Source organism: Palleniella intestinalis (genome assembly GCF_013166595.1).
GTDB lineage: Bacteria > Bacteroidota > Bacteroidia > Bacteroidales > Bacteroidaceae > Prevotella > Prevotella intestinalis.
Window position 1 is genome coordinate 372,714 of sequence record NZ_JABKKG010000001.1, and the last position, 21,964, is coordinate 394,677.

Genomic DNA, 21,964 nt, shown 5'->3' on the forward strand with positions numbered 1-21,964 from the left:
TTTGAGAACATCAGCCCTTGTGTTAAAGACGTTTTATCACATTTATGCATTCCTCAAAGAGCAGCACTATTTCAGAGGTTTGGCGTGATAACCACTTTGAACGTTTTGTCATTGTAGTGCACACGATACTCGGGCAGAGCACGAGCATTGCCTGACCAGCTGTCTATTCCGCCCACGCCGGCATGCTCACTGTCCAAGTACAAGTTAGTGAATTTGCTCTTAGGAACATCCTGAACATGGCGCTGTTCTTTCCTTTCGCCATCGTCAAGGTCTTCAACGGCATAATGGAGTGCCGAACAATAGAACGGCTTATCCGATGTAACTCTGAAACCCATGCCGGCACCATTGGTCTGACTCCACCAACGAATGTCGCTCTTAGTGCCGGTCTCCTGTGAACGAACATACGGATAGAACTGCTCATCTGCTGTCTGTTTGTATAGTCCGATGTTTTGGGAAAGTTTGCGGTCTGCATAGTTTTCTATCGGTCCACGACCATAGTACTCACTGCGATCCATATCGTAAGGCAACTCCATCACCATGCCATAACGGAACATTTCGGAATCCTTGTCCTTATCGCCTGCCGTCATTTTCTCCTCTATCGTCATCTGACCATTATTATCTATATAATATGTCATGGACAACTGCGCACCAATAGCCGGCAACTCATATTTGGCAATGATGATTGCAGGAGCCTCGTTTTTCTTCCCTTTTATGGCATCCAATGACAGGAGTTTCATCTCAGGCGCGCACCATTTTGCGTATTTCTTATTGATTTGCGATCCCATATCATTGTCTGTGACTGCACGCCAGAAGTTTGGGCGTACAGTACCACCCTCACCAAGCATCTTTATGCCATTGACTGCATAACGGCGCATGAGCCCGGTTGACTTGTCAAAAGAGACTGTAAACGTGTTATTCCCAACGACAATAAGGTTCGCCTGCTTGTCCTCTGTGAGTTTCAGTTTCCTGTATTTGCCTGTCGCAATCACAGCATTGCCACATGCAGGGTTCTCAATGACAGCAATCTGCTTGTGCGCCACAGTATGCCCTGACGGGAGAAGCGGCTCTGCCTTCTTGGTCTTGAACTCAATATTGAGCATCACCTCGGCATTGTCGGCAGTAATCTTGCTCATCGAGAACGGCACAGTCAGCTCCTTGGTCGCTTTAGGAGCGATGTCAAGTTTGTCAATGACTCCTGTCTGCACAGCCTTTCCGTTTTCCATAAGCTGCCATTCAAGGCTGTAGTTTGACAAATCACGGAAGAAGTTCTCGTTCCTAACCTTTATCCTACCCTGTCGGATGTCAACAGGCTCTGCCCATATATTCTGATAAAAATATGAAACTTCCGGCACTTGAGGGCTTTCCTGACGGTCAGGACCGAAGATGCCATTGCAGTTGAAATTATTGTCACTGGCATCGTAGGTGTTGTAGTCGCCACCATATTTATATATAGCCTCACCATTGGAATTCTTTCCATGCAACGCCTGGTCGGCAAAGTCCCAGATAAAGCCACCCTGATACTGCGGATACTTGCGCACCAAATCCCAATACTCCTTAAAACCTCCCGAAGAGTTGCCCATGGCATGGCTGTACTCACACAGTATCAATGGTTTGGTGTTGGAAGCATCCTTCAGATAGTTCTCACACCAACTGTGTGAAGCGTACATCGGGCAACGAATGTCTGTATTTGCGCCATTCCATGCCGGTTCCCAATGGATTGGGCGTGACAAATCCTGCGACTTTATCCATTGATACGCAGCAGTAAAGTTTGGCCCGTCAACAGTTTCGTTGCCAAGACTCCACATTATGACACTCGGATGATTGAAATGTGCACTGACATTGTGCTGGTTGCGCTGCAAAATCTGCTTGGCAAACTTAGGGAGAGATGCCTGCGAATTCTTTGGATCATAGCACAATCCGTGGCTTTCCTGATTAGCCTCGGCACAAACATAAATGCCGTATTTGTCACACAGTTCATACCAAATCGGTGCATCAGGGTAGTGGCATGTGCGAACAGCATTGATGTTGTTTTTCTTCATCACCTTTATGTCTTCTATCATGCGGTCTACAGACACGACATATCCTGTGTACGGGTCCAACTCATGGCGGTTCACTCCCTTTATCAATATCGGTTCTCCATTGACAAGGAGCTGCTTGTCCTTAATCTCCACTTTGCGGAAACCTACTGTCACAGGCACAACATCGCACACCTTTCCGCCTGACTTCACAGTGGCGATGAGTGTGTACAGATGCGGTGTCTCTGCCGTCCATTTCCGGGGATTAGGGATTTCCATTGTTGTCTCGACAAGTCCTTTGCCTGCCGTCTCTGCAACTGCAACGATTTGATTGTCAGCAGTGTTCATAAGCGAATATTCCACTGTTGCATTGTCCGAAAGCGTTGTCTTTATCCGCAACGTTCCGTCCTTATACTTGCTGTCAAGGTCAGGTGTCACACGAATGTCATCGACATGCGCCACAAGTGAGCGTGAATAAATATAACTGTCACGCGCAACACCGCTCAAACGCCAAAAATCCTGGTCTTCACTGTACGTTCCGTCACACCAGCGGAACACTTGGAACGCTATGGTGTTCTCACCGGAATGCACATACTTTGTTATGTCAAACTCAGCTGCAATCTTGGAATCCTCGGCATAACCTACATACTGTCCGTTGACATACAGATAGATGTTGGAAGTGACACTGCCGAAATGGGCTACAATCTGACGTCCGTCCCAACCGGCAGGCAAAGTGAAAGTCTTCCTGTATGTACCGACATGATTGTCCTTCACCGGCACTTCGGGTGGATTGTCCTTGAAATGTCCACGCCAAGGAAAGCCAGTGTTGACATACACCGGGTCGCCATATCCATTCAACTCCCACATTCCGGGCACAGGCATCTCGCCCCATTTGCTGTCATCGTAGTCCAAACGATAAAAGTCTGTCGGCCGCTCGTCAGCGTTCGCCACCCAATGAAATTTCCAAATGCCTTCAAGCGAGAGATAATTGGTAGATTTCTTCATGTCCCTTTCCAAAGCCTTCTCACGGCTTTCGTAAGAGAAAAGGTTGGTGTGCACCGGCAGACGGTTTGTCTCATTGACCTTCAAATCATGCCATTCTGTCATCGTAGGCTTCAGGACTTCGACGACAGGTGACTTTTTCGCCGCCTTCTTCTTTGCGCCAACGGCTTGAAAACCTGTGGGCAAGCACAAAACAAGTGCTGCCAGGATAATACTATTCTTCATTGTATATGGTTTTAGTTATAATCTTTATTATACGCCCATGCCATGTCTTCACCTCAAAAGCAACCTTAATCACATGTACATAGCTTTTCCTTGGCAAAGTTAGTGCTAACCGAATGCAATAGAGCTTGCTATAATTGCTGAGATGCAGCCTAACTTATGCAAAGGTATATAAAAAAACTGAATTTGCGAAAGAAATTTGCTTTTTTCATTAATAGCATTGATTCTATTAGTCAATAAAATCAATTTTTATTTCAACTTTCACAAATGACCTATACACAATAGAACCAATCAATAGGGATATTCAATACCGAAACATCCGAATGCCACGCAAAAAACGACTAATAATCGATTACAACCTCACCACCAAACGGATTCACATCCACAAACTTTGTGTCACCATTGGCAGTCTTCACAATAAGTGTCAGCATTGTAGCATAGAGTTTCTCATTCAATGGACATGAGCACCTGATGTGCAGGCGTCCGCGTTTCCGTTTAACCAGCAGTGTAGTATTGTCGCGCACTTTGCTGTAAACCGCTACATCATGAAATGTAGCCGTCCAATAGAGTTGACGGTTATCGTTAAGGAAACGGAAGAAATTCCACAACTGTGCCGTATCTTCTGCACAATTATCGTAGCCATAACTGATGCCATGCGTCATTGTCACAAACCAATCATTGCTTTTCACAGCTTCCTTGAAATATCCTATCAAATCATTCTTTGCCGTGCTTATACGCTTGCCACCCCACGATGTCTGGAATGTACGCAATCCGACTCGTCCGACAGAAAGCAGACTGTCTGCAATTTCAGTCTTTTGATTGCCCGGAAAACAAAAAGTTGTGGGTCTGAGTCCGGTATATCGTTCTATCACATCGTCATTCAATCGCGCCTGTTCCACAACTTCTTCGGGTGTCAGTTTGCTGACAGAACGATGATTGAACCCATGGTTTGACATCTCCATTCCACTGTCAGCCATTTCCTTAGCCTGTTCCCAAGAAACTGTATTCCATTGCTTAAAGCTTCCGTTGTTTATGGCGGAACCTATCAGCCAGAATGTGCCTTGCAGATTCTGTTCACGCAATCGCGGGAAAACTTCGGTATAATGTTCTTGCAATCCGTCGTCGAATGTCAAGCTGACGGCATACTGACAGCCATGCCTCCATTTGGCAATCTCAACGGTTGCCGACAGTGCACTGCCACCCTCTTTTGGCAACAGCTTGGCTTTGGCAGAACTTCCGCCATCAACAACCAACAACAAAAGAAATAGAATTGCCTTCCGCATAAGTAACTGTTGAAAATTAGTTTATACTAAAAAACAACTGCGTTTTAGTACAAACATATCTTAAATATAAAGTAATTTACAATAGTTATTTAACTATCTCAGTTTCATCATCTTGGCAAGAATCTCATACATGCCATTGCCCAAACGCTCTGCCGCAGGTGCTGTGAAATGCAGCTGGTCTCTCTGCAGTTCAGCGTCTGACATGTTCACAACATAGAAATTCTTCATGTCCTTCATCAATTTGCGTTGCGCTTCCTCAACATCCTTGTTGTACTGCCTGTTGCTCCTTGCCACAGTGCCACAGATAAAAGGCAGTTTGGCATATTTCTTATTTCCCGTTTTCTGCACAAGATGCTGACGAACATACTCCACCACGCCTTTCAGATTGTCATAATAGCGCGTCCCTGCCCTACGGTCACTCTCGCCCTGATGCCAAAGGAAAGCCTTTATTTCATAACCTTCCGGCAACCGGCTCAACTGCCTGTCAATGCAGAGGTCTATCTCCTCCGTGAACGATTTCAGCAGCGATTTCCCGCCTGTAAGGGTCGATGTGTTCTCAGCCAGCCATTTCTCGTCCGCCGTCCAATATTTCTTGCTCGTGCTCGCACACTCCGGGTCGATGGCAGTACCACCAAGTGACCACTTGATTACATAAAAATCACGCTGCAAAGCCTGCTCCAAACGATAATACACCACTGCATCATACGCCCAACGCTCCGGATTCTTGTCATGCACCATCTTCGGCCAAAACAGCTCGAAACCATCAGTGCGCAACTGTCCTGCACTGCCATAGCACCAGTAACAGTGCTTGAAACCGTTGCTCTTTATGTACTCAGGCAACTCACTGTTCATCACTCTGCCGTCCGTGTTCGATTGTCCTGCCGTGATAATCACCGCAGCCGGTTCGTTCTTTTCCTTCTTTGCCATAGTCGTAACGGAACACAACATTGCAAAAAACATTAATATGTTTCTCATTGAAATAGATTTTAAAGTTATGCGGCAAAGGTACACATTCCGTTTGTCATCTCTATGTATTTCTGTACATTTTGCATGTAAATATTGCTATTTTCATATATGATGACATCCTATAATTAGAAAACTCGCCACATTTTTGCCATTAATATCTCGCATAAAAACGACCAAAGAAAATAATTTGCGGACTATCGCATGGTTTTTCAATTTTCAATAACTATCAGAATATCAAATCATTACATTTCAGAGCAAAACTAAACATACATAAAAAACACTGTTTTTCGTCACTTTTCGAGCATTTTTTTACCCAAATAGCAGTGGTTTTCCTATTGTTTTGTTATGGAAAAGGTTACCTTTCCTTATGGAAAAGGCCACCTTTCGCAGTGTAAAAGGTAACCTTCCCCACTGCTGAAGGTCAAAAAAGGCTATTCCAAGCCATATTTCCCACATTATGATAAATAGAGTATTAGAAAACTCATGCATTTTTTTCGCATGTTTTTTCACAGCATCCCGAGGCTCAAAGTGTGCCTAAAGCAAGCCCAAATCTTTTGCCACCTTGCATGCCTCGGTGGAGTTTGCCACACGAAGTTTCTCGATGATGTTCTGCCGATGACGGTTGACCGTGTGGACACTCCTATGCAGAAGCGAAGCGATTTGCTTGCTGCTTATGCCTTGTTCGACAAGGCGCAGCACCTCAATCTCCCTGTGCGAAAGAATGTCTGTGCAATTATGCTCCGTCAAATCAATCGTTTCGCCTGTGACAGAATTGATGATTTCCGTGGCGGAACGCATATCAGGAGCAACATTGTAAAGGCATAACGCCAGCCGGACACTGCCTTTTGAGGTATTGCAAAAATAGAATATGCGGTGTCTCACAGTCACATAAGCTCCTGATTTTGAGAGCATGCGCAAATGGCTTTGAAGATAATGTTCACCTCGGATGCCTATCGGCAGGGAACTTACGAAATCAAAAAACTTCAGTTCTTCAAGGTGCTTGCGGCGCAAATCGTCAGGATGGACGATTCTGAAAATCTCCTCTTCCCAGATTGTCGGTATCCGGTGCTGTGCCATTTCGGCATCGATGGCAAGCATATTCACCGCTTTGCCATAGTAGACATAGCTGCAGTTTGTCTTCAAATCGCTCAGCACCGCGATGACATTCTCCGTCTCCGCATACGCCCTCGCAATACCGCGATAATGGTCTGCGGCATTGTCAAGCGTAATGTCCGTGAACTCCTGAGCTGACAGTCTGCGTCCTAATTGTTTCGCTGTGTCTGACATAAAAATGGTTATTTTTCGCTATTGTACAGTGGCATTAAAATGGTTACCTTTGCAAAAGCTAATGCAAACCGAATGCAATGGAGCTTGCTCTTATTGCCGAGGTGCAGCTTATCTTTTGCAAAGGTAATAAAAATAAAACATTTATCCATGCACATAAAGAAAGAAAAATTGCAAACCATTATGAAAAAAATTGTTACTTCACTTGTCGCAGCAGCCTCCGTCATGCCTATGTCCGCACAGTCGTTGGAGAAACTGACATGGTTCAACGAGCCAAACCAATGGTCGGTAAAGGGAAACACACTAAGTATGTTCGTCACACCGCATACGGATTATTGGCGAATCTCCCACTATGGCTTCACTGTCGATGACGCCCCTTTCTGCTATGCAATGTATGGCGGTGAGTTTGAGGCGAAAGTGAAAGTCTCCGGTGACTACAAGGCGCGTTTTGACCAGGCAGGAATGATGCTCCGCATTGACCATGAGAACTACATAAAGGCTGGCATTGAGTATGTTGACGGGAAGTACAACCTTAGTGTTGTTGTCACTCACCGCACTTCCGACTGGAGCGTTATCACGCTGGAACGCCCTATAAGCCATATTTGGATTAAGGCTGTACGCCGTCTTGATGCGATAGAGATTTTCTATTCGTACGATGACAAGGAGTACATCATGATGCGCAACACGTGGATGCAGGACAACCACCCGATAATGGTAGGACTTATGGCTGCCTCCCCTGACGGTGAAGGCTTTAACGCGAAGTTTGAGAATTTCACTGTCAAGCACCTCCCCGATTTGCGCCGTATGCAATGGCTTGAGAGAAATAAACAGACGAAATAACAGCCAAAATATTGAAAGAGAAAAGTGAACAAACCAAAAGTTTGTGACTCATGAAGAAAGCACACATATAATTATTTACAGCCATTACAGCCAGACCGTCTATAACAATCACTCTTTAATTAACAACAGGCAACCCATTTCGGACAGACACATTCCGCTATTATGAGAACTACATTGACCACAAGATTCCTGATTCTGAGAATGTCAACACTAACCCGAATCCACTATATGTCTTGCTGCCGTATCTCCCGATCCATAATGTTCAACTTCGACGACGAAATATACAAACTTGACAAATATGACGAACGGGGAAATGAGACTATTGAAGGAATAAGCGCACTGACCCATAAAGAGAATTTTCTCTATATCGAAGTCATGGACGGAGACTCTGCACAAAACATTCTCACCTTTGACCCTACAAGCCAGTACATTAATCTTGACGAGTTGTCGCAATCACCTTATTTTCATAAGATTGATAGTGCTGCTGAGATTTTCTACCAAACAAATAGTTGAAAATATCCGTGGAAATCAGCGTAATCAGCGTGACTTTTATATTCGCGTGACTTGCGTTAATTCGTTGTTGAAAACTATCAGCGAGAATCTGCGTAATCTGCGGGAACTCTTCAACTCACCGGTAAAAGAATCTGCAAGTCAGGTTTGCTAACAAATCAGGCGATTTATAGGGTCACGCAGATTCCGCAGATATTCACAGTTTTTTTTTCTTCCGGCTTCTTCCATTCGCATGGCTTGCATCAGTCGCTATTGGGAATTATTGTGTACGGTAAAAACGCAATGACGCTTTAACGCTAAGTTTTTCAGCTGAGACCAGATTAGCTGCTATTTCTTTTTCTTCTTTCCACCGGCATCCTCTATCGATGACTTGGCTTTACTCTCTATGTAACGCCGTACATCGAAGCCGTGTTCAAAAGTACTCCTAAGTGTCCCTGCCTTTATGTTGTAGGACAGGAGCAGCGCATCAAGCGCATTGCCATATTGCTTCTTGACGGCTTTGTTATTTATGATTATGCCCGAGGCTTTGACTACAGGAGAAAGGATGTCAAGAACCTTGTCAAGGAAATACTTTGAGGCGGAATTTATACGTTGCTTCAGCTGCTCATCCTTGGCATAACCGACACCGGCATGAGTAATCAGCATGTCGTACTGCACCTTGAACTTATCAGCCACTGCCACCAGCTCATTGAGGATGCGTGGCTGGGCTTCCCGGATTATGTCAACAAGTCCGGGATGCGAGTTTTGAAGATTGGTGCATACGACACGCATCAGATACTCAAAGTCATACGCAAGTTTGCCAAAGGAAAACTGCTCCTGCAGCAACTGATAATAGTATTCATATCGCAGGCGTGGCAGACGCTTCTCGCTGTCGGCAGATTCCAACAAGGATTCCGACACATAGTCGTTGACCGTCTGGTCGGTTATGACACTCGCAGCGTCAAGCGGAGCAGACAAGACCAAACCTTCAAGCGTGCGGCAACGTGAAAGTGCGACATACACCTGTCCATGCGTGAAAGCCTGATTTGCATCTATGACCGCATGGTCAAAGGTCAGTCCCTGTGACTTATGCACGGTAATCGCCCATGCAAGGCGCAACGGATACTGCCGGAATGTGCCATCCACTTCCTCGCGTATCTCTTTGGTCTCGTCGTCAATGATGTATTTCTTGTTTTCCCACTCCTCCTGTTCCACATCTATCCTATAGCGTCCGCCGGCTTCATTGGCGCAAGAGACGATAAGCCCGCGTGGGGAAATCTCTTCCACACGCCCTATCTTGCCATTGTAATAGCGCTTCTCTGCCGAATTGTCATTTTTAAGAAACATGACCTGTGCGCCTGCTTTCAGCACCAGACGCTCATCAGTCGGGAAGGACAATTCCGGAAAATTGCCGGTTATCTTTGCCTTGAATGTCACTGCCGGAGACGGCAAAGCATCAAGACGGCGGTCATTGTAGCGTTGTGCCATGGCATTGTGCGTCGTCAGCCGTATCCAATTCTCGCTTTCCCTGAAATCCGGGACATAGCGCGCGTTCAATGCTGCCAAGACATCTGCCGTCACACGGTTCTCACGGATGGCGGACAGGATGGAGACAAATCGTTCGTCCTGCTGACGATAGATGTGGCGTAACTCTATCGTGACATACGGCAAGGACTGCAAGGATTGTGCACTGAAGAAATACGGGGTGGCGTAATGCTGTGTCAACAGTTTCCATTCTTCCTCCTTAATGACAGGCGGCAACTGCTGCAAATCCCCAATAAGCAGCAACTGCACTCCGCCGAAAGGCAGCAACGGATTACGGTACTTGCGGAGGACATCATCGACAGCGTCAAGCAAATCGCAGCGCACCATAGAGACTTCGTCAATGACAAGGAGGTCCATCGTGCGGATAAGATTCTTCTTTTGCTTTGACATGCTGAAATACTTCTTATCCTTCGGAGGTCGTCCCCTTCGCTTTGCGTCCGGATTGTTTGTCACACCTGGAACGAATGGTTTGAAGTCAAGCTGAAAGAAGGAATGTATGGTCTGTCCGTCAGCATTCAGAGCCGCAACACCGGTAGGCGCGAGCACAACCATGCGCTTTGGCGACAGTTCGCGCAAACGTCGTAGAAATGTCGTCTTGCCTGTACCCGCCTTGCCTGTCAGGAACACACTTGTCTGCGTTCCGGCAATATACTGCCATGCAAGGTTCATCTCATCATTGTGCTGTGCCATAATAATCATATAAGGTGTGAGTAACTTTCTTTGCGACTATATCCCTCAAAGCAATGGTATCGCTCCAAGAAGCAAAAGAAAACCAAAGAATTTTCCGTTAAGCGAAAAGCCGCACAAAGGCGAAGCCGATTCTTAGGATCCTTTGTGTTCTTAGAGAAATATGTCTTAAAGAAATAATATTCGAAGTCGTGATTACTTATAAAACAGTTACTTAAAGAAAAAGGACTCCCTCTGAACGAGAGAGTCCTTCGTGTTATGTTCAGTTGATCAGAACTGGAAATACTTCTTTGCGTTGTTGTAGCAGATGTCCTCAACCATCTGACGCACACGCTTCTCCTCGTAGCCAGTAAAAGGAATGATGCCTGCCTCGATGTCATTGCCGAGGAGGTTACAGAGAGTACGGCGGAAATACTCATGGCGTGGGTAAGAAAGGAATGAGCGAGAGTCGGTCAGCATACCCACGAAGCGTGAGAGCAGACCGAGAACAGACAGAGCGTTCATCTGCTTCTCCATGCCGTCCTTCTGGTCAAGGAACCACCAGCCTGAACCGAACTGGATCTTTCCTGCCACAGAACCATCCTGGAAGTTGCCGAGCATTGTTGCGATAACCTCGTTTGCACATGGGTTGAGGTTGTAAAGGATTGTCTTAGCCAGCTTTCCTTCTGTGTTAAGTTCATCAAGGAAGTGTGACATAGCCTTTGCAGTCGTGAACTCACCGATAGAGTCGAAACCTGTATCAGCACCAAGCTGTGCGAACATCTTAGAGTTGTTGTTGCGGATAGCACCGTAGTGATACTGCTGTGTCCAGCCTGAAGCATAGTCCATCTCGCCCTGAGCCTTCAGGTAAGCATGCTTGTACTTGCGCTGCTCCTCAACAGTAGGAGTAGTTCCGGCAAGTGCCTTCTCCATGATAGCGTTAATCTCAGCATCTGTGTATGGCTCATCGTAGAACTCCTCGATGCCGTGGTCAGAGAGACGGCAGCCCATAGAGTCAAAGAAATCGTGGCGCTTCTGGAGAGCCTCGTTGAGTGATGCGAAATCCTTAATCTCCACTTCCGCAACCTCAGCAAGTTTCTCAATGTAAGCCTTCCATGTGGCAGCCTCAATGTTCATGCCCGCATCAGGACGCCACGTAGGAAGCATGCGTGTCTTTGCTGTCGGGTCTTCCTTCACAACCTTGTGCCACTCAAGAGAATCAGCAGGGTCATCGGTTGTGCAGACAATCTCAACATTGTAGTGCTCCATCATTCCGCGTGGGCAGAACTTAGGGTCATTCTTAATCATGTCGTTGCACTTGTCGTAGATTTCCTTAGCATTCTCAGGATTCAGAGTCTCCTCGATGCCGAAAGCTGTCTTCAGCTCAAGGTGTGTCCAGTGGTAGAGAGGGTTACGGAATGTATAAGGCACTGTCTCAGCCCACTTCTCAAACTTCTCCCAGTCGGTAGTGTCCTTGCCTGTGCAGAAGCGCTCATTTATACCATTGGAACGCATAGCACGCCACTTGTAGTGGTCGCCCATGAGCCAAATCTGCGCGATAGAGTCAAACTTCTTGTTCTCAGCCACCATCTGTGGGATAAGGTGGCAGTGATAGTCGATAATCGGCATCTTAGCCGCATGGTTGTGATAAAGGTCTTTCGCTGTCTCGGTTTCGAGCAGGAAATCCGGATCGTTGAATTTTTTCATGATTGGTTAAGGTGATTTATTTTAAGTTTTTCAATTGTTTTACAATAATCTATGCAAATATACTCAATTTATTCTTATCACAGGTCAATACCGCAAAAGAATTAACAAGAATTAATGTGAAGCAATTATAATCGCCTTATTCGAATATGAAATGTACCATGATGCATGATAACAAAGGAAAAGCATCTTTCCGGATAAATATCTGAAAGAAAAACAGCAAAACCATTGGCAGTCTGAAAGAAAATTTATAATTTTGCAGTCAAAGTGAAAAATGACACAGAAAAAGCGGCAGGCATCGGGCGATAATGGACAGTCAGTCTGCATGAACAGCCGGCATGAGCTGCCTCTCATAAGGACAGGGGCAGAGTGAAAACACATATTATTAAGGTGAAAAGACAACTTATTTAAGGTAAAAAGACAACGAACAAGTATAAACATTGAAATCATGAAAAAACAGAAACGATACTTCCTCACCGAGGAACAGATCCCGACACAATGGTACAACATTCAGGCGGACATGGTCAACAAGCCGTTGCCGCCGCTCAATCCTGCGACAAAGGAGCCGCTGAAACCTGAGGACCTTTACCCTGTCTTCTGCGAGGAATGCAGCCGCCAGGAGCTTGACCAGGAGAATGCGTGGATTGACATACCTGAAGAGGTGCGCGACCTTTATGCTTACTACCGCTCGACTCCTCTTGTGCGTGCCTACGGACTGGAGAAGGCTCTCGGCACTCCGGCACACATTTATTTCAAGAACGAGTCCGTAAGCCCTGTGGGCAGCCACAAGCTGAACTCTGCCATAGCACAGGCTTACTACTGCAAGAAGGAGGGTGTGACAAACGTGACAACAGAGACCGGCGCCGGACAATGGGGCACGGCACTGTCCTACGCTGCCAAGGTGTTCGGGCTGGAGGCTGCTGTCTATCAGGTGAAGATTTCCTACGAACAGAAGCCTTACCGCCGCTCGATCATGCAGACCTACGGCGCTCAGGTGACTCCGTCGCCTTCGATGTCGACACGCGCCGGAAAGGACATCCTCACGCGTGAGCCTAACAATCAGGGCTCTTTGGGCACTGCCATATCTGAGGCTGTGGAACTGGCGAAGACAACACCTAACTGCAAATACACTCTTGGTTCTGTCATGAGCCATGTCACACTGCACCAGACCATCATCGGTCTGGAGGCTGAGAAGCAGATGGAAATGGCGGGCGAATATCCGGACATTGTCATAGGCTGTTTCGGCGGCGGCTCAAATTTCGGCGGCATAGCGTTCCCTTTCATGCGCCATAACATAAAGGACGGAAAGACGACTCGCTTCATAGCTGCCGAACCTGCGTCATGCCCGAAACTGACACGCGGAAAGTTCCATTACGATTTCGGAGATGTCGCCGGCTACACTCCGCTACTCCCGATGTACACACTCGGCCACGACTTCATGCCTGCCAACATACATGCCGGAGGGCTGCGCTACCATGGTGCCGGTGTGATTGTCTCACAGCTGCTTAAGGACAAGCTCATGGAGGCTGTGGACATCAAGCAGTTAGAGACCTTCGAAGCCGGCGTGCTCTTCGCGAAGGCCGAGGGCATCATCCCTGCGCCGGAGTCAAGCCACGCCATTGCGGCGGCGATAAGGGAGGCGAAGAAATGCACGGAGACCGGCGAGGCGAAAGTCATCCTCTTCAACCTTTCCGGGCATGGCCTCATCGACATGACGGCTTACGACAACTATCTTGCAGGCAACCTTCAGAACTACGAAGTTCCGGAGGAACTGATAGAGCAGAACATAGACAAAGTGAAAGGGTTGGTATAGAAGCATACCACTGAGGTACAAAAGCATACCACTGATATGAAAAAACGCCCCATTGACAAGTAAGCATTGCAAATCATTTTTCAACAGCAGCTTACAATAACAAGGCAAGGCGAGTCAAGTCATTACTCAAAGCAGAGTTAGGCATGGCTCGCCTTCTTCTTTTTTCTGCAAAGGCCTCAGACGATTTAACGTGATGCAACAGAATATGCACAAAGCGTCTGAATCTGCGTAAAAATTATTTGTGCAATTGTTCCACGCCGTGCAATTTTTTTTCCACGCTGCCGAAATGTCTGTTCCACGCCGCCGAAATTTTGTAGCGCGCCGCCGAAATTTTGCAGCACGCCGCCGAAATTTTGCAGCACGCCGCCGAAATTCTGTAGCGCGCCGCCGAAAATATATCATGTCGCACCAAAACATTGTCCGACACAGCCCATATAACTAATTGTCCTTTCATTTTTATGCCGGCATTTCCTTGCTCTGACAACACAAAACCGTCAGAACTGTTGCAGAAGACACCCTAAAAAGACATGTAGAGACGAAGCGATTCTTGCAAAAATACTTTCACATAATTTGAGCATTCGAGATAAATTTACTATCTTTGCAGACGATAAGCTGCACACGGCAATAAGAGCAAGCTCTTGCTGCATCCGCCTTGCACTATCTTTTCAAAAATAAATCCTAAAGCCAACTAAAAAACAATGAAACAGAAAACATTATCCATCCTACTTTGCGTGCTTCTTGCCATGCCTGTCTGCGCGCAAATGACAATCACCCACCCATGGGCAGGAAAGAAGGTTGCATATCTTGGCGACTCTGTCACCGACCCGCGCAACAGCGGCAGCAACAACAAATACTGGAACCTGCTCGACGAGTGGCTTGGCATAACCCCATACGTCTATGCCGTCAGCGGCAGACAGTGGAATGACATTCCACGGCAGGCGGACAAACTGCGTTCGGAGCATGGCGACGACTTTGACGCAATAATCATCTTCATGGGTACCAACGACTACAACAACGCCGTGCCATTGGGAAGATGGTACGACGAGGTGGCGGCGACCGTCGAGTACGGTCACGGTTATGTGAAACGCCCGGAGACACGTATGAGGCGCATCCCTGTCATGGACACAAACACATTCCGCGGACGCATGAACATCGCAATGGACTCGCTGAAGCGCACATTCCCTGACAAGCAGATTGTCCTGCTGACTCCTATCCACAGGGCAGGATTCTATGCCAACGACAAGAACTGGCAGGTGACGGAGGATTATGCCAACCGATGCGGCGAATATCTTGACGCATACGTCGATGCCGTAAAGGAATGCGGACAGGTTTGGGCGGTGCCTGTCATCGACCTTTCGGCATTGTGCGGGCTTTACCCTATGCTTGACGCACATGCGAAATACTTTGCCAAGCCTGACAAAGACCGCCTGCATCCGAACAACCAAGGCCACCGTCGAATGGCCGCGACACTGATGTACCAGTTGCTTACCATTCCTTGCTCATTTTAATACATGGAAAACAACATGCTACGCGTCATTCTATTTACAGTGCTGTCAATCTGCGGCATCGGCAATCTTGCCGCCGAGGGAGTGTACTACAAGACAATCAAGGTTGACGCGCCGTTCGAGATGCCTGACATCAAAGAGTGTGTGTTCCCTGACAAAGAATTCAAAATCACCTCCTACGGCGCAAAGGCAAAGGACGGTTTCATAAACACAAAGGCGATAAACAAAGCGATTCGCGCATGCAGCAAAGCAGGTGGCGGCAAAGTCATTGTACCTGCAGGAGAATGGCTGACGGGACCGGTGCACCTGATGAGCAATGTCAATCTTGTGCTTGCCGAAGGCTCAGTCCTGAAGTTCATCGACCGTCCCGATGCTTATCTGCCTGCCGTCATGACCTCATGGGAAGGCATGGAATGCTACAACTATTCGCCGCTTGTCTACGCCTACGACTGTGAGAATGTGGCGATTACCGGAAAAGGCACGCTTGCCCCGATAATGGGAGAATGGCGGAAATGGTTCGGCCGTCCGCAGCCTCACCTTGATGCGCTGAAAGAGCTTTACACAAAGGCTTCTACGGATGTCGCCGTCGAGGAAAGGCAGATGGCTCATGGCGAGAAGCACCTGCGCCCTCACCTCATACACCTCAACCGATGCAAGAATGTGCTTTTGGACGGTTTCAGGATTCGCCAAAGTCCTTTCTGGACAGTGCACATCTATCTTTGCGAGGGAGGCATCGCACGGAATCTTGATGTCAACGCACATGGGCACAACAATGACGGCATCGACATTGAGATGACGCGAAACTTCCTTGTCGAGAACTGTGTGTTCGACCAGGGCGACGATGCCGTGGTGATTAAGGCCGGTCGCAACCGTGATGCGTGGCGGCTTGCCACTCCGAGCGAGAACATTGTGATACGCAACTGCACCGTCAATGCCGGTCACACGCTGCTTGGCATAGGCAGCGAGATTTCAGGCGGCATCCGCAATGTGTACATGCACGACTGTGTGGCTTCGGGTCTGTTGCACAGGCTCTTTTTCATAAAGACCAACCACAGGCGCGGTGCTTTCGTGGAGAACATTTACATGGATGGCATAAAGGCAATTGGAGCGATAAACGTGCTTGAGATTGACACCGAGGTGCTTTACCAGTGGCGCAAACTTGTGCCGACATACGAGGAGCGGCTCACGAAGATTGACGGAATCCATGTCAGCAATGTCGAGTGTGGCGATGTGAAGCGTGTGTATGAGATTAAGGGCGACTTCCGCAAGCCTGTCCGGAACGTGTCAATCGACAATGTCCGCGTCGGCTGTGTCGCAAATCCGCAGAACATTTGTGCCAATGTCAACAACCTCACTGTCGGCACTGTCGTGTGCGACTCTGTCGACCCGAAGACGCTGCCGCAACTTGACAAGTATGTTTCCAACAAATAGCACAGTCTTTTAGCAGTTATTTACAAACACAAGAAATATAATTCAAAACACATTTACAACATGAACAGAATAACAGAACTTTTCGGCATAAAGTACCCTATCGTACAGGGTGGCATGGTGTGGTGCAGCGGCTGGCGTCTTGCGGCCGCAGTGAGCAACGCCGGCGGACTCGGACTGCTTGGTGCGGGTTCGATGCACCCGGATACTTTGCAAGAGCACATCGACAAGATGAAAGCAGCCACCGACCGTCCGTGGGGCATCAACATACCGCTGATGTATCCGGAGATTGACCGCCTTATGAAGATTATCATCGACAGCGGTGTGCGCATCGTCTTCACCTCTGCCGGCAGCCCGAAGAAATTCACGCCTATGCTCCACGAAGCAGGAATCACCGTGGCACACGTGGTGTCAAGCAGTCTCTTCGCACGCAAATGTGAGGAGGCCGGCGTGGATGCCATTGTGGCGGAAGGCTTTGAGGCCGGAGGGCATAACGGGCGTGAGGAGACAACGACCATGGCTCTCATCCCTCAGGTGCGCAAAGCGACAAGCCTCCCTCTGATAGCTGCCGGTGGCATAGGCTGCGGACAGTCGATTTTGGCAGCACAGGCTCTTGGTGCCGAGGGTGTGCAGATTGGCACGCTGTTTGCCTTGGCGGAGGAAAGTTCCGCTGCGGAAGCATTCAAGCAAAGGTGTGTGGCAATGTCAGAGGGCGACACTATGCTTTGTCTGAAGAAGCTCGCTCCTACCCGACTTGTGAAGAACGATTTGTACGGCCGTATCGCAGAGGCAGAAGCACGCGGTGCCGATGCCGAGGAGCTTCGCGGAATACTTGGGCATGCGGCTTCAAAGCGCGGAATATTTGAGGGTGACACAAACGAGGGTGAGCTTGAAATCGGTCAGGTGGCTTCTGCCGTGAACAGGATCATGCCGGTGGCGGAGATTATGGACAATCTTGTCACAGAGTATCGCAGCGCAATGAATTTTGAGCCGTTACTCTGATATTTCTGCATTACGCTCATGTATAAATGAAAGCATCCATAAGTTTGAGGGATTGACTCTAACTTATGGATGCTTGATTATTACACCTTATTATATATATACCTTATTATATATAGCTATTTCCCGGTTATATATAGCTATTTCCCGGCGTTGACAACAGGCTGTGCCGGCTCGTCGGCGCAAAGTACGACAAGCAGGTTGCTTACCATGTCGGCTTTCTTCGCATTGTCAAGCTCGACAACGCCCTCATCGGAAAGTTTGTCTATCGCCATTTTCACCATACTCACAGCACCGTCGACAATCTTCTCGCGCGCCGTGATGATTGCGGCGGCTTGCTGGCGGCGGAGCATGACTGCCGCTATCTCCGGAGCGTAGGCAAGGTAATTGATGCGGGCTTCCGTCACTTCAAGTCCTGCCATTTCAAGGCGTTCGTTGAGCTTGCTTGTAAGCACTTCGTTGATTTCCGCACTGCCGTCGCGCAATGTCACCTCATTGCTGCCGCAACCCTCATTGTCATAAGCATACATTCCTGCCACTTCACGGAGTGCTGAGTCGCTCTGTATGGCGACGAAACGCTCGAACTTGTTCATGCGGGCGGATGCGCTGTTCAAAGTCTGGGCGTTGGCGGACACGTCCGTGTCAATGTCAAATATCGCCTTGTATGTATCCTTCAGCCTCCACACGACGACAAGTCCTATCAGGACAGGGTTGCCGGCTTTGTCGTTGACCTTTATCGGCTCGGCATTAAGGTTGCGGGCACGCAGGCTGACATTCTTGACGCTCATGAAAGGGTTAAGCCAATAGTATCCGTTTTTGCGGAACGTGCCCACGTATCGTCCGAAGAATGTCATCACCTTTGCTTCATTAGGTTCAAGCAATGAGAAGCCGCACGAACATATCACGGCAATAAGAAACAGCAGTCCTCCGAGGACAAACCACCATGTGCACGGCTCTCCGGCGTCAGCTTTGACAATGCCTTGCACAATGGAGAACACTGTGGCACACCATAGCAGAATGGCAATGGCTATCATGAGAAAGCCGTTGAGCGAGCCACCCTTGAATTCAAACTCTCCTGAATGTGTTGTCTTTTCCATAATTCTTTATTTTAAATATTGTTTGTACGATAATGGCGCACCAACGGAGAAGGTTCTCTGTCAGCATGCCAACTGTATGTTAGACTGTCGTGCCTCTAAAAAACTACACGACAGCGTGATAATTTCACATTATTTTGCACATTATTTCTTCAACGCATCAACAAAATGCTGCGCCACCTGACGGAGGAGGTGCTTGCGCGTGTTCCCTCCGAAGATACTGTGGTTGCGGTTTGTGTAAAGCAGCTCACGGAAATCCTTGTCTGCTTGCACAAGGGCTTCGGTGTACTCGTAAGAGTTCTGAGGATGCACATTGTCGTCTGCCGTGCCATGGCAGAGAAGCAGCTCCCCATGGAGCTTTGCCGCCCTTACTATCGGATTCTCGGCATATCCGTCAGGGTTTTCCTGTGGCGTGCGCATGAAACGCTCCGTATAGACCGTGTCGTAGAACTTCCAGTTTGTAGGAGGAGCTATGGCAACACCGGCATAGAACACGTCCCTCCCCTCACTCATGGACATCAGTGTGTTGAAACCTCCGTAGGACCAGCCCCATATACCAATGTGGTCGGCATCGACATAGTCCTGCTTTGCCAGCCACAGTGCCGCCTCCACCTGGTCCTTTGACTCAAGGACACCAAGGTTGAGATATGTGCATTTCTCAAATTCCGCACCACGACAACCAGTGCCACGGCCGTCGACTGTCACAACGATAAAGCCCAAAGAGCAAAGATACGCATCGTAGATTGCCCCCTCGCCCATAGAGCCAAGCCGCCAAGAGTCGAGAACCTGCTGTGACGACGGCCCGGAATACTGGTGCATGATGACAGGACATTTGCGTGAAGCGCTGCAAGACGGGCGCATCATCCATCCGTTCAGCACAACACCTTCCGAGGTCGTAAACGAGAAGAACTCTTTCTTTGGCATGTCGTACTGTGCGAGCTTGTCACAAAGGGCCTTATTGTCAACAATGGTTGAAAGAATCTTGCCCTTATTGGTGTTTGATGTGCAGACATACGGTGTGTTACGGTCGCTCCAAGTGTTGAAATAGTATTTCATTGTGGCAGAGAATGTAGCACTGTTAGTTCCTTCCTTAACAGAAAGCCTTTCTATCTTGCCATTGCGGTGAGCAACATAAATGTGGCGTGTCATCGGAGTCGGAGCTGCCTGATAATATATGTCACCTGTCTTGCTGTCAACACCATAGACAGCTGTGACATCCATATTCTCAGGACACACCTTCTGCAACAGTTTGCCATCCATGGAGTAACGGTAGATGTGGCGGAAATTGTCCCTGTCGGAAATCATGATGAAGCCTTTGTCTGTCATGACAAAATCGTAAGCCACCTCAGGGATGTACTTGTCCACCTCCTCTTTCATAACCAGCTTGGCAGCTGCCGTGACAGGGTTTGTCGCATAGACACACATCTTGTCCTGATGACGGTTGAGAGTCACGAACAACACATTCGATGCGTCTGAAGTTTGGAACAAACGGCATATATATCCGTCGGCTTCCAACGGAACCTGCAACTCCCTTGCTGTTCCGGTCTTCACATCATAACTCCATGCCGTAACCTTGGCGTTGTCGTAACCTGCTTTCGGATATTTATAAGAATAATATCCCGGATAATCCGCATAAGCTGCATTTGACGGTTTGAGACCTTTGTACAACTGCAGGTCGTATGTCCTGACATTTGACTCATCGTACTTTATCCAGCATAACTGTGTGCCGTCAGCATTGAAACAGAGTGAACAAGAGAACCCGAATTCCTCTTCATTCACCCAATCAGGAATACCATTGATTATTTCGTTGCGCTTGCCGTCAAATGTCACCTGTGTCTCCTTTGCTGCCATCAGGTCATAAAGGAAAATATTATTGTCACGGACATAAGCCACCTTGCTTCCGTCATTACTCCACACCGGTGACTGGCAAGGCTCAGCTGACAATTTTGTCAGCATGTTGGTGTTGCAATCGTAAACATACCACACTGCCGTGAAAGAGCGGCGGTATATGTACTTTATTTCCGTTGCAACCAGCATCTTATTGCCACTTGGGGACATGACAAACGACTCTGCCTTATCGACCTTGCCACCTTTTGCCGCAGCCGGGTCAAACAACACTCCCGCTTGCTTGCCATTCTTGAAATTATATGACAGCACCTTTCCCTTCACCAGACAAGCATAATGCTCTCCGTCAGGCAATGGAGTGACAGACATTTGACGCTCAGCACGGAATTTCCCGCTGACAGCATCTTCCAGTGTAAATGGCGTACCGGCAAATGCCGACACGCCAATCATAATAAATATTAATGAAATAAGTGATTTTCTCATTGTTCAAGTATTTTTCTCAAAGTATAATCCGGATGTTTCTTGTGGAACTCCTCAACCTTGTGAGTGTCAGGAGTGTCGTAGAAAGGTTTGTCAAGAGCCTTATTGACAACATACATTATTTTCCCTATATAGTTGTCGCGTACTTTCTGCGGAGCTGTCTCAAAATTCTTCAACGGATAAACCGATACAAGATAAAACAACAAGCAATCCGGCACAATATTCTCCCGTGTCATTGATTTTGTCTGTGATGCCGCATAGTATTTCTTGTAAACAGAATAGTCCGACCCAAGATATTTATCCAGACATATACCAACATTCCCATCTCCGATGATTATGCTTGAGCCAAGCGCTCCTATCTGAGTGTACACTTTTGGTATCTCAAAACCAGAGATCTCATCCTTAAGGAATGCAAATGCCGATGCCATTTCATCTTTAATGTCATCCATGGCAGCGTACTGCTTCCCTACTTCCAAGATGATGTTTTGAAGGATAGTGTCCTGGTAAAACTTGAAAAGGCGTTCGTTTATGTCCTCCTGGTCCACATTACCTATCGACAACACGTTCTCAATCAAAGTGCGAGTCTCCATGGGATATTGCGTGTTCATCTGCTGAAGCGCAGAGAAATCACCTGTTGTCAAAAACCGGCTCTGTATACGGTCATAACGCTCAATCATCACGTCATCAACAACATCCGCTTTCGGCCAAAAACTCATCTGACATCCAACAATGGACATCAGGCAAAAAACGGCTATTACTATGTATGATGCTATTCTCAAACCTA

16 protein-coding genes are annotated in these 21,964 nt (G+C 47.7%); 6 read left to right on the forward strand and 10 right to left on the reverse strand.

Annotated elements, in window-relative coordinates:
* Window positions 1–71: 71 nt before the first annotated feature.
* The 4 genes from lacZ to HPS57_RS01610 all read right to left on the reverse strand — a co-directional run bounded on the left by lacZ (window position 72) and on the right by HPS57_RS01610 (window position 6,775).
* The gene (gene lacZ / locus HPS57_RS01595) at window positions 72–3,242 is read right to left on the reverse strand and encodes a beta-galactosidase, LacZ type (protein WP_172179514.1); all 3,171 of its coding nucleotides are present in this window, start codon (window positions 3,240–3,242) and stop codon (window positions 72–74) included.
* 338 nt (window positions 3,243–3,580) lie between these two features.
* Window positions 3,581–4,522, reverse strand: coding sequence for a polysaccharide deacetylase family protein (locus tag HPS57_RS01600; RefSeq protein WP_172179516.1), 942 nt, complete (start codon window positions 4,520–4,522; stop codon window positions 3,581–3,583).
* A gap of 93 nt (window positions 4,523–4,615) precedes the next feature.
* Entirely contained in the window at window positions 4,616–5,449 is an 834-nt protein-coding gene (locus HPS57_RS01605; protein WP_369811421.1) for a sialate O-acetylesterase, read from the reverse strand.
* Between the two features lie 573 nt (window positions 5,450–6,022).
* On the reverse strand, window positions 6,023–6,775 hold the full coding sequence (locus HPS57_RS01610) for a helix-turn-helix transcriptional regulator (RefSeq protein WP_172179520.1): 753 nt from the start codon (window positions 6,773–6,775) through the stop codon (window positions 6,023–6,025).
* Between the two features lie 180 nt (window positions 6,776–6,955).
* Here HPS57_RS01610 and HPS57_RS01615 point away from each other — a divergent pair, with 180 nt between their 5' ends.
* Both HPS57_RS01615 and HPS57_RS01620 read left to right on the forward strand, forming a co-directional pair.
* Window positions 6,956–7,612 carry a DUF1349 domain-containing protein gene (locus tag HPS57_RS01615; protein WP_172179522.1) on the forward strand — a complete coding sequence of 219 codons (657 nt, stop codon included), beginning with the start codon at window positions 6,956–6,958 and terminating at the stop codon, window positions 7,610–7,612.
* A 162-nt stretch (window positions 7,613–7,774) separates the two neighbouring features.
* Window positions 7,775–8,125 (forward strand): hypothetical protein, encoded by a 351-nt coding sequence (locus tag HPS57_RS01620; RefSeq protein WP_172179524.1) that lies wholly within the window; start codon window positions 7,775–7,777, stop codon window positions 8,123–8,125.
* Between the two features lie 324 nt (window positions 8,126–8,449).
* Here HPS57_RS01620 and HPS57_RS01625 read toward each other — a convergent pair whose 3' ends face one another.
* Together HPS57_RS01625 and uxaC are read right to left on the reverse strand one after the other, a co-directional pair.
* The gene (locus tag HPS57_RS01625; RefSeq protein ID WP_172179526.1) at window positions 8,450–10,336 is read right to left on the reverse strand and encodes an ATP-dependent DNA helicase; all 1,887 of its coding nucleotides are present in this window, start codon (window positions 10,334–10,336) and stop codon (window positions 8,450–8,452) included.
* A gap of 267 nt (window positions 10,337–10,603) precedes the next feature.
* Entirely contained in the window at window positions 10,604–12,019 is a 1,416-nt protein-coding gene (uxaC, locus tag HPS57_RS01630; RefSeq protein WP_172179528.1) for a glucuronate isomerase, read from the reverse strand.
* Between the two features lie 442 nt (window positions 12,020–12,461).
* Between uxaC and HPS57_RS01635 the strand changes: the two genes are divergently transcribed.
* Window positions 12,462–13,829: a TrpB-like pyridoxal phosphate-dependent enzyme gene (locus HPS57_RS01635; RefSeq protein ID WP_172179860.1), complete on the forward strand. Its 1,368-nt coding sequence runs from the start codon at window positions 12,462–12,464 to the stop codon at window positions 13,827–13,829.
* Between the two features lie 235 nt (window positions 13,830–14,064).
* Here HPS57_RS01635 and HPS57_RS01640 read toward each other — a convergent pair whose 3' ends face one another.
* Window positions 14,065–14,283 (reverse strand): hypothetical protein, encoded by a 219-nt coding sequence (locus HPS57_RS01640; protein WP_172179530.1) that lies wholly within the window; start codon window positions 14,281–14,283, stop codon window positions 14,065–14,067.
* Between the two features lie 244 nt (window positions 14,284–14,527).
* Between HPS57_RS01640 and HPS57_RS01645 the strand changes: the two genes are divergently transcribed.
* From HPS57_RS01645 to HPS57_RS01655, 3 genes are read left to right on the forward strand one after another with little or no spacing between them, the layout of a single operon-like run.
* Window positions 14,528–15,337, forward strand: coding sequence for an SGNH/GDSL hydrolase family protein (locus tag HPS57_RS01645; RefSeq protein WP_172179532.1), 810 nt, complete (start codon window positions 14,528–14,530; stop codon window positions 15,335–15,337).
* A 3-nt stretch (window positions 15,338–15,340) separates the two neighbouring features.
* The gene (locus tag HPS57_RS01650; protein ID WP_172179534.1) at window positions 15,341–16,765 is read left to right on the forward strand and encodes an alpha-d-galacturonidase; all 1,425 of its coding nucleotides are present in this window, start codon (window positions 15,341–15,343) and stop codon (window positions 16,763–16,765) included.
* 60 nt (window positions 16,766–16,825) lie between these two features.
* Window positions 16,826–17,764, forward strand: coding sequence for an NAD(P)H-dependent flavin oxidoreductase (locus tag HPS57_RS01655; protein WP_172179536.1), 939 nt, complete (start codon window positions 16,826–16,828; stop codon window positions 17,762–17,764).
* A 137-nt stretch (window positions 17,765–17,901) separates the two neighbouring features.
* Here HPS57_RS01655 and HPS57_RS01660 read toward each other — a convergent pair whose 3' ends face one another.
* From HPS57_RS01660 to HPS57_RS01670, 3 genes are all read right to left on the reverse strand, one after another.
* A complete protein-coding gene (locus HPS57_RS01660) occupies window positions 17,902–18,858 on the reverse strand; it encodes an SPFH domain-containing protein (protein WP_172179538.1) in 957 nt (318 codons plus the stop codon).
* Window positions 18,859–18,999: 141 nt separating this feature from the next.
* Window positions 19,000–21,183: a S9 family peptidase gene (locus tag HPS57_RS01665; RefSeq protein ID WP_172179540.1), complete on the reverse strand. Its 2,184-nt coding sequence runs from the start codon at window positions 21,181–21,183 to the stop codon at window positions 19,000–19,002.
* Window positions 21,180–21,959, reverse strand: a complete 780-nt coding sequence (locus HPS57_RS01670) for a gliding motility protein GldB-related protein (protein WP_253946429.1) — start codon at window positions 21,957–21,959, stop codon at window positions 21,180–21,182. Before HPS57_RS01670 ends, HPS57_RS01665 begins: the two co-directional genes overlap by 4 nt.
* Window positions 21,960–21,964 lie beyond the last annotated feature (5 nt).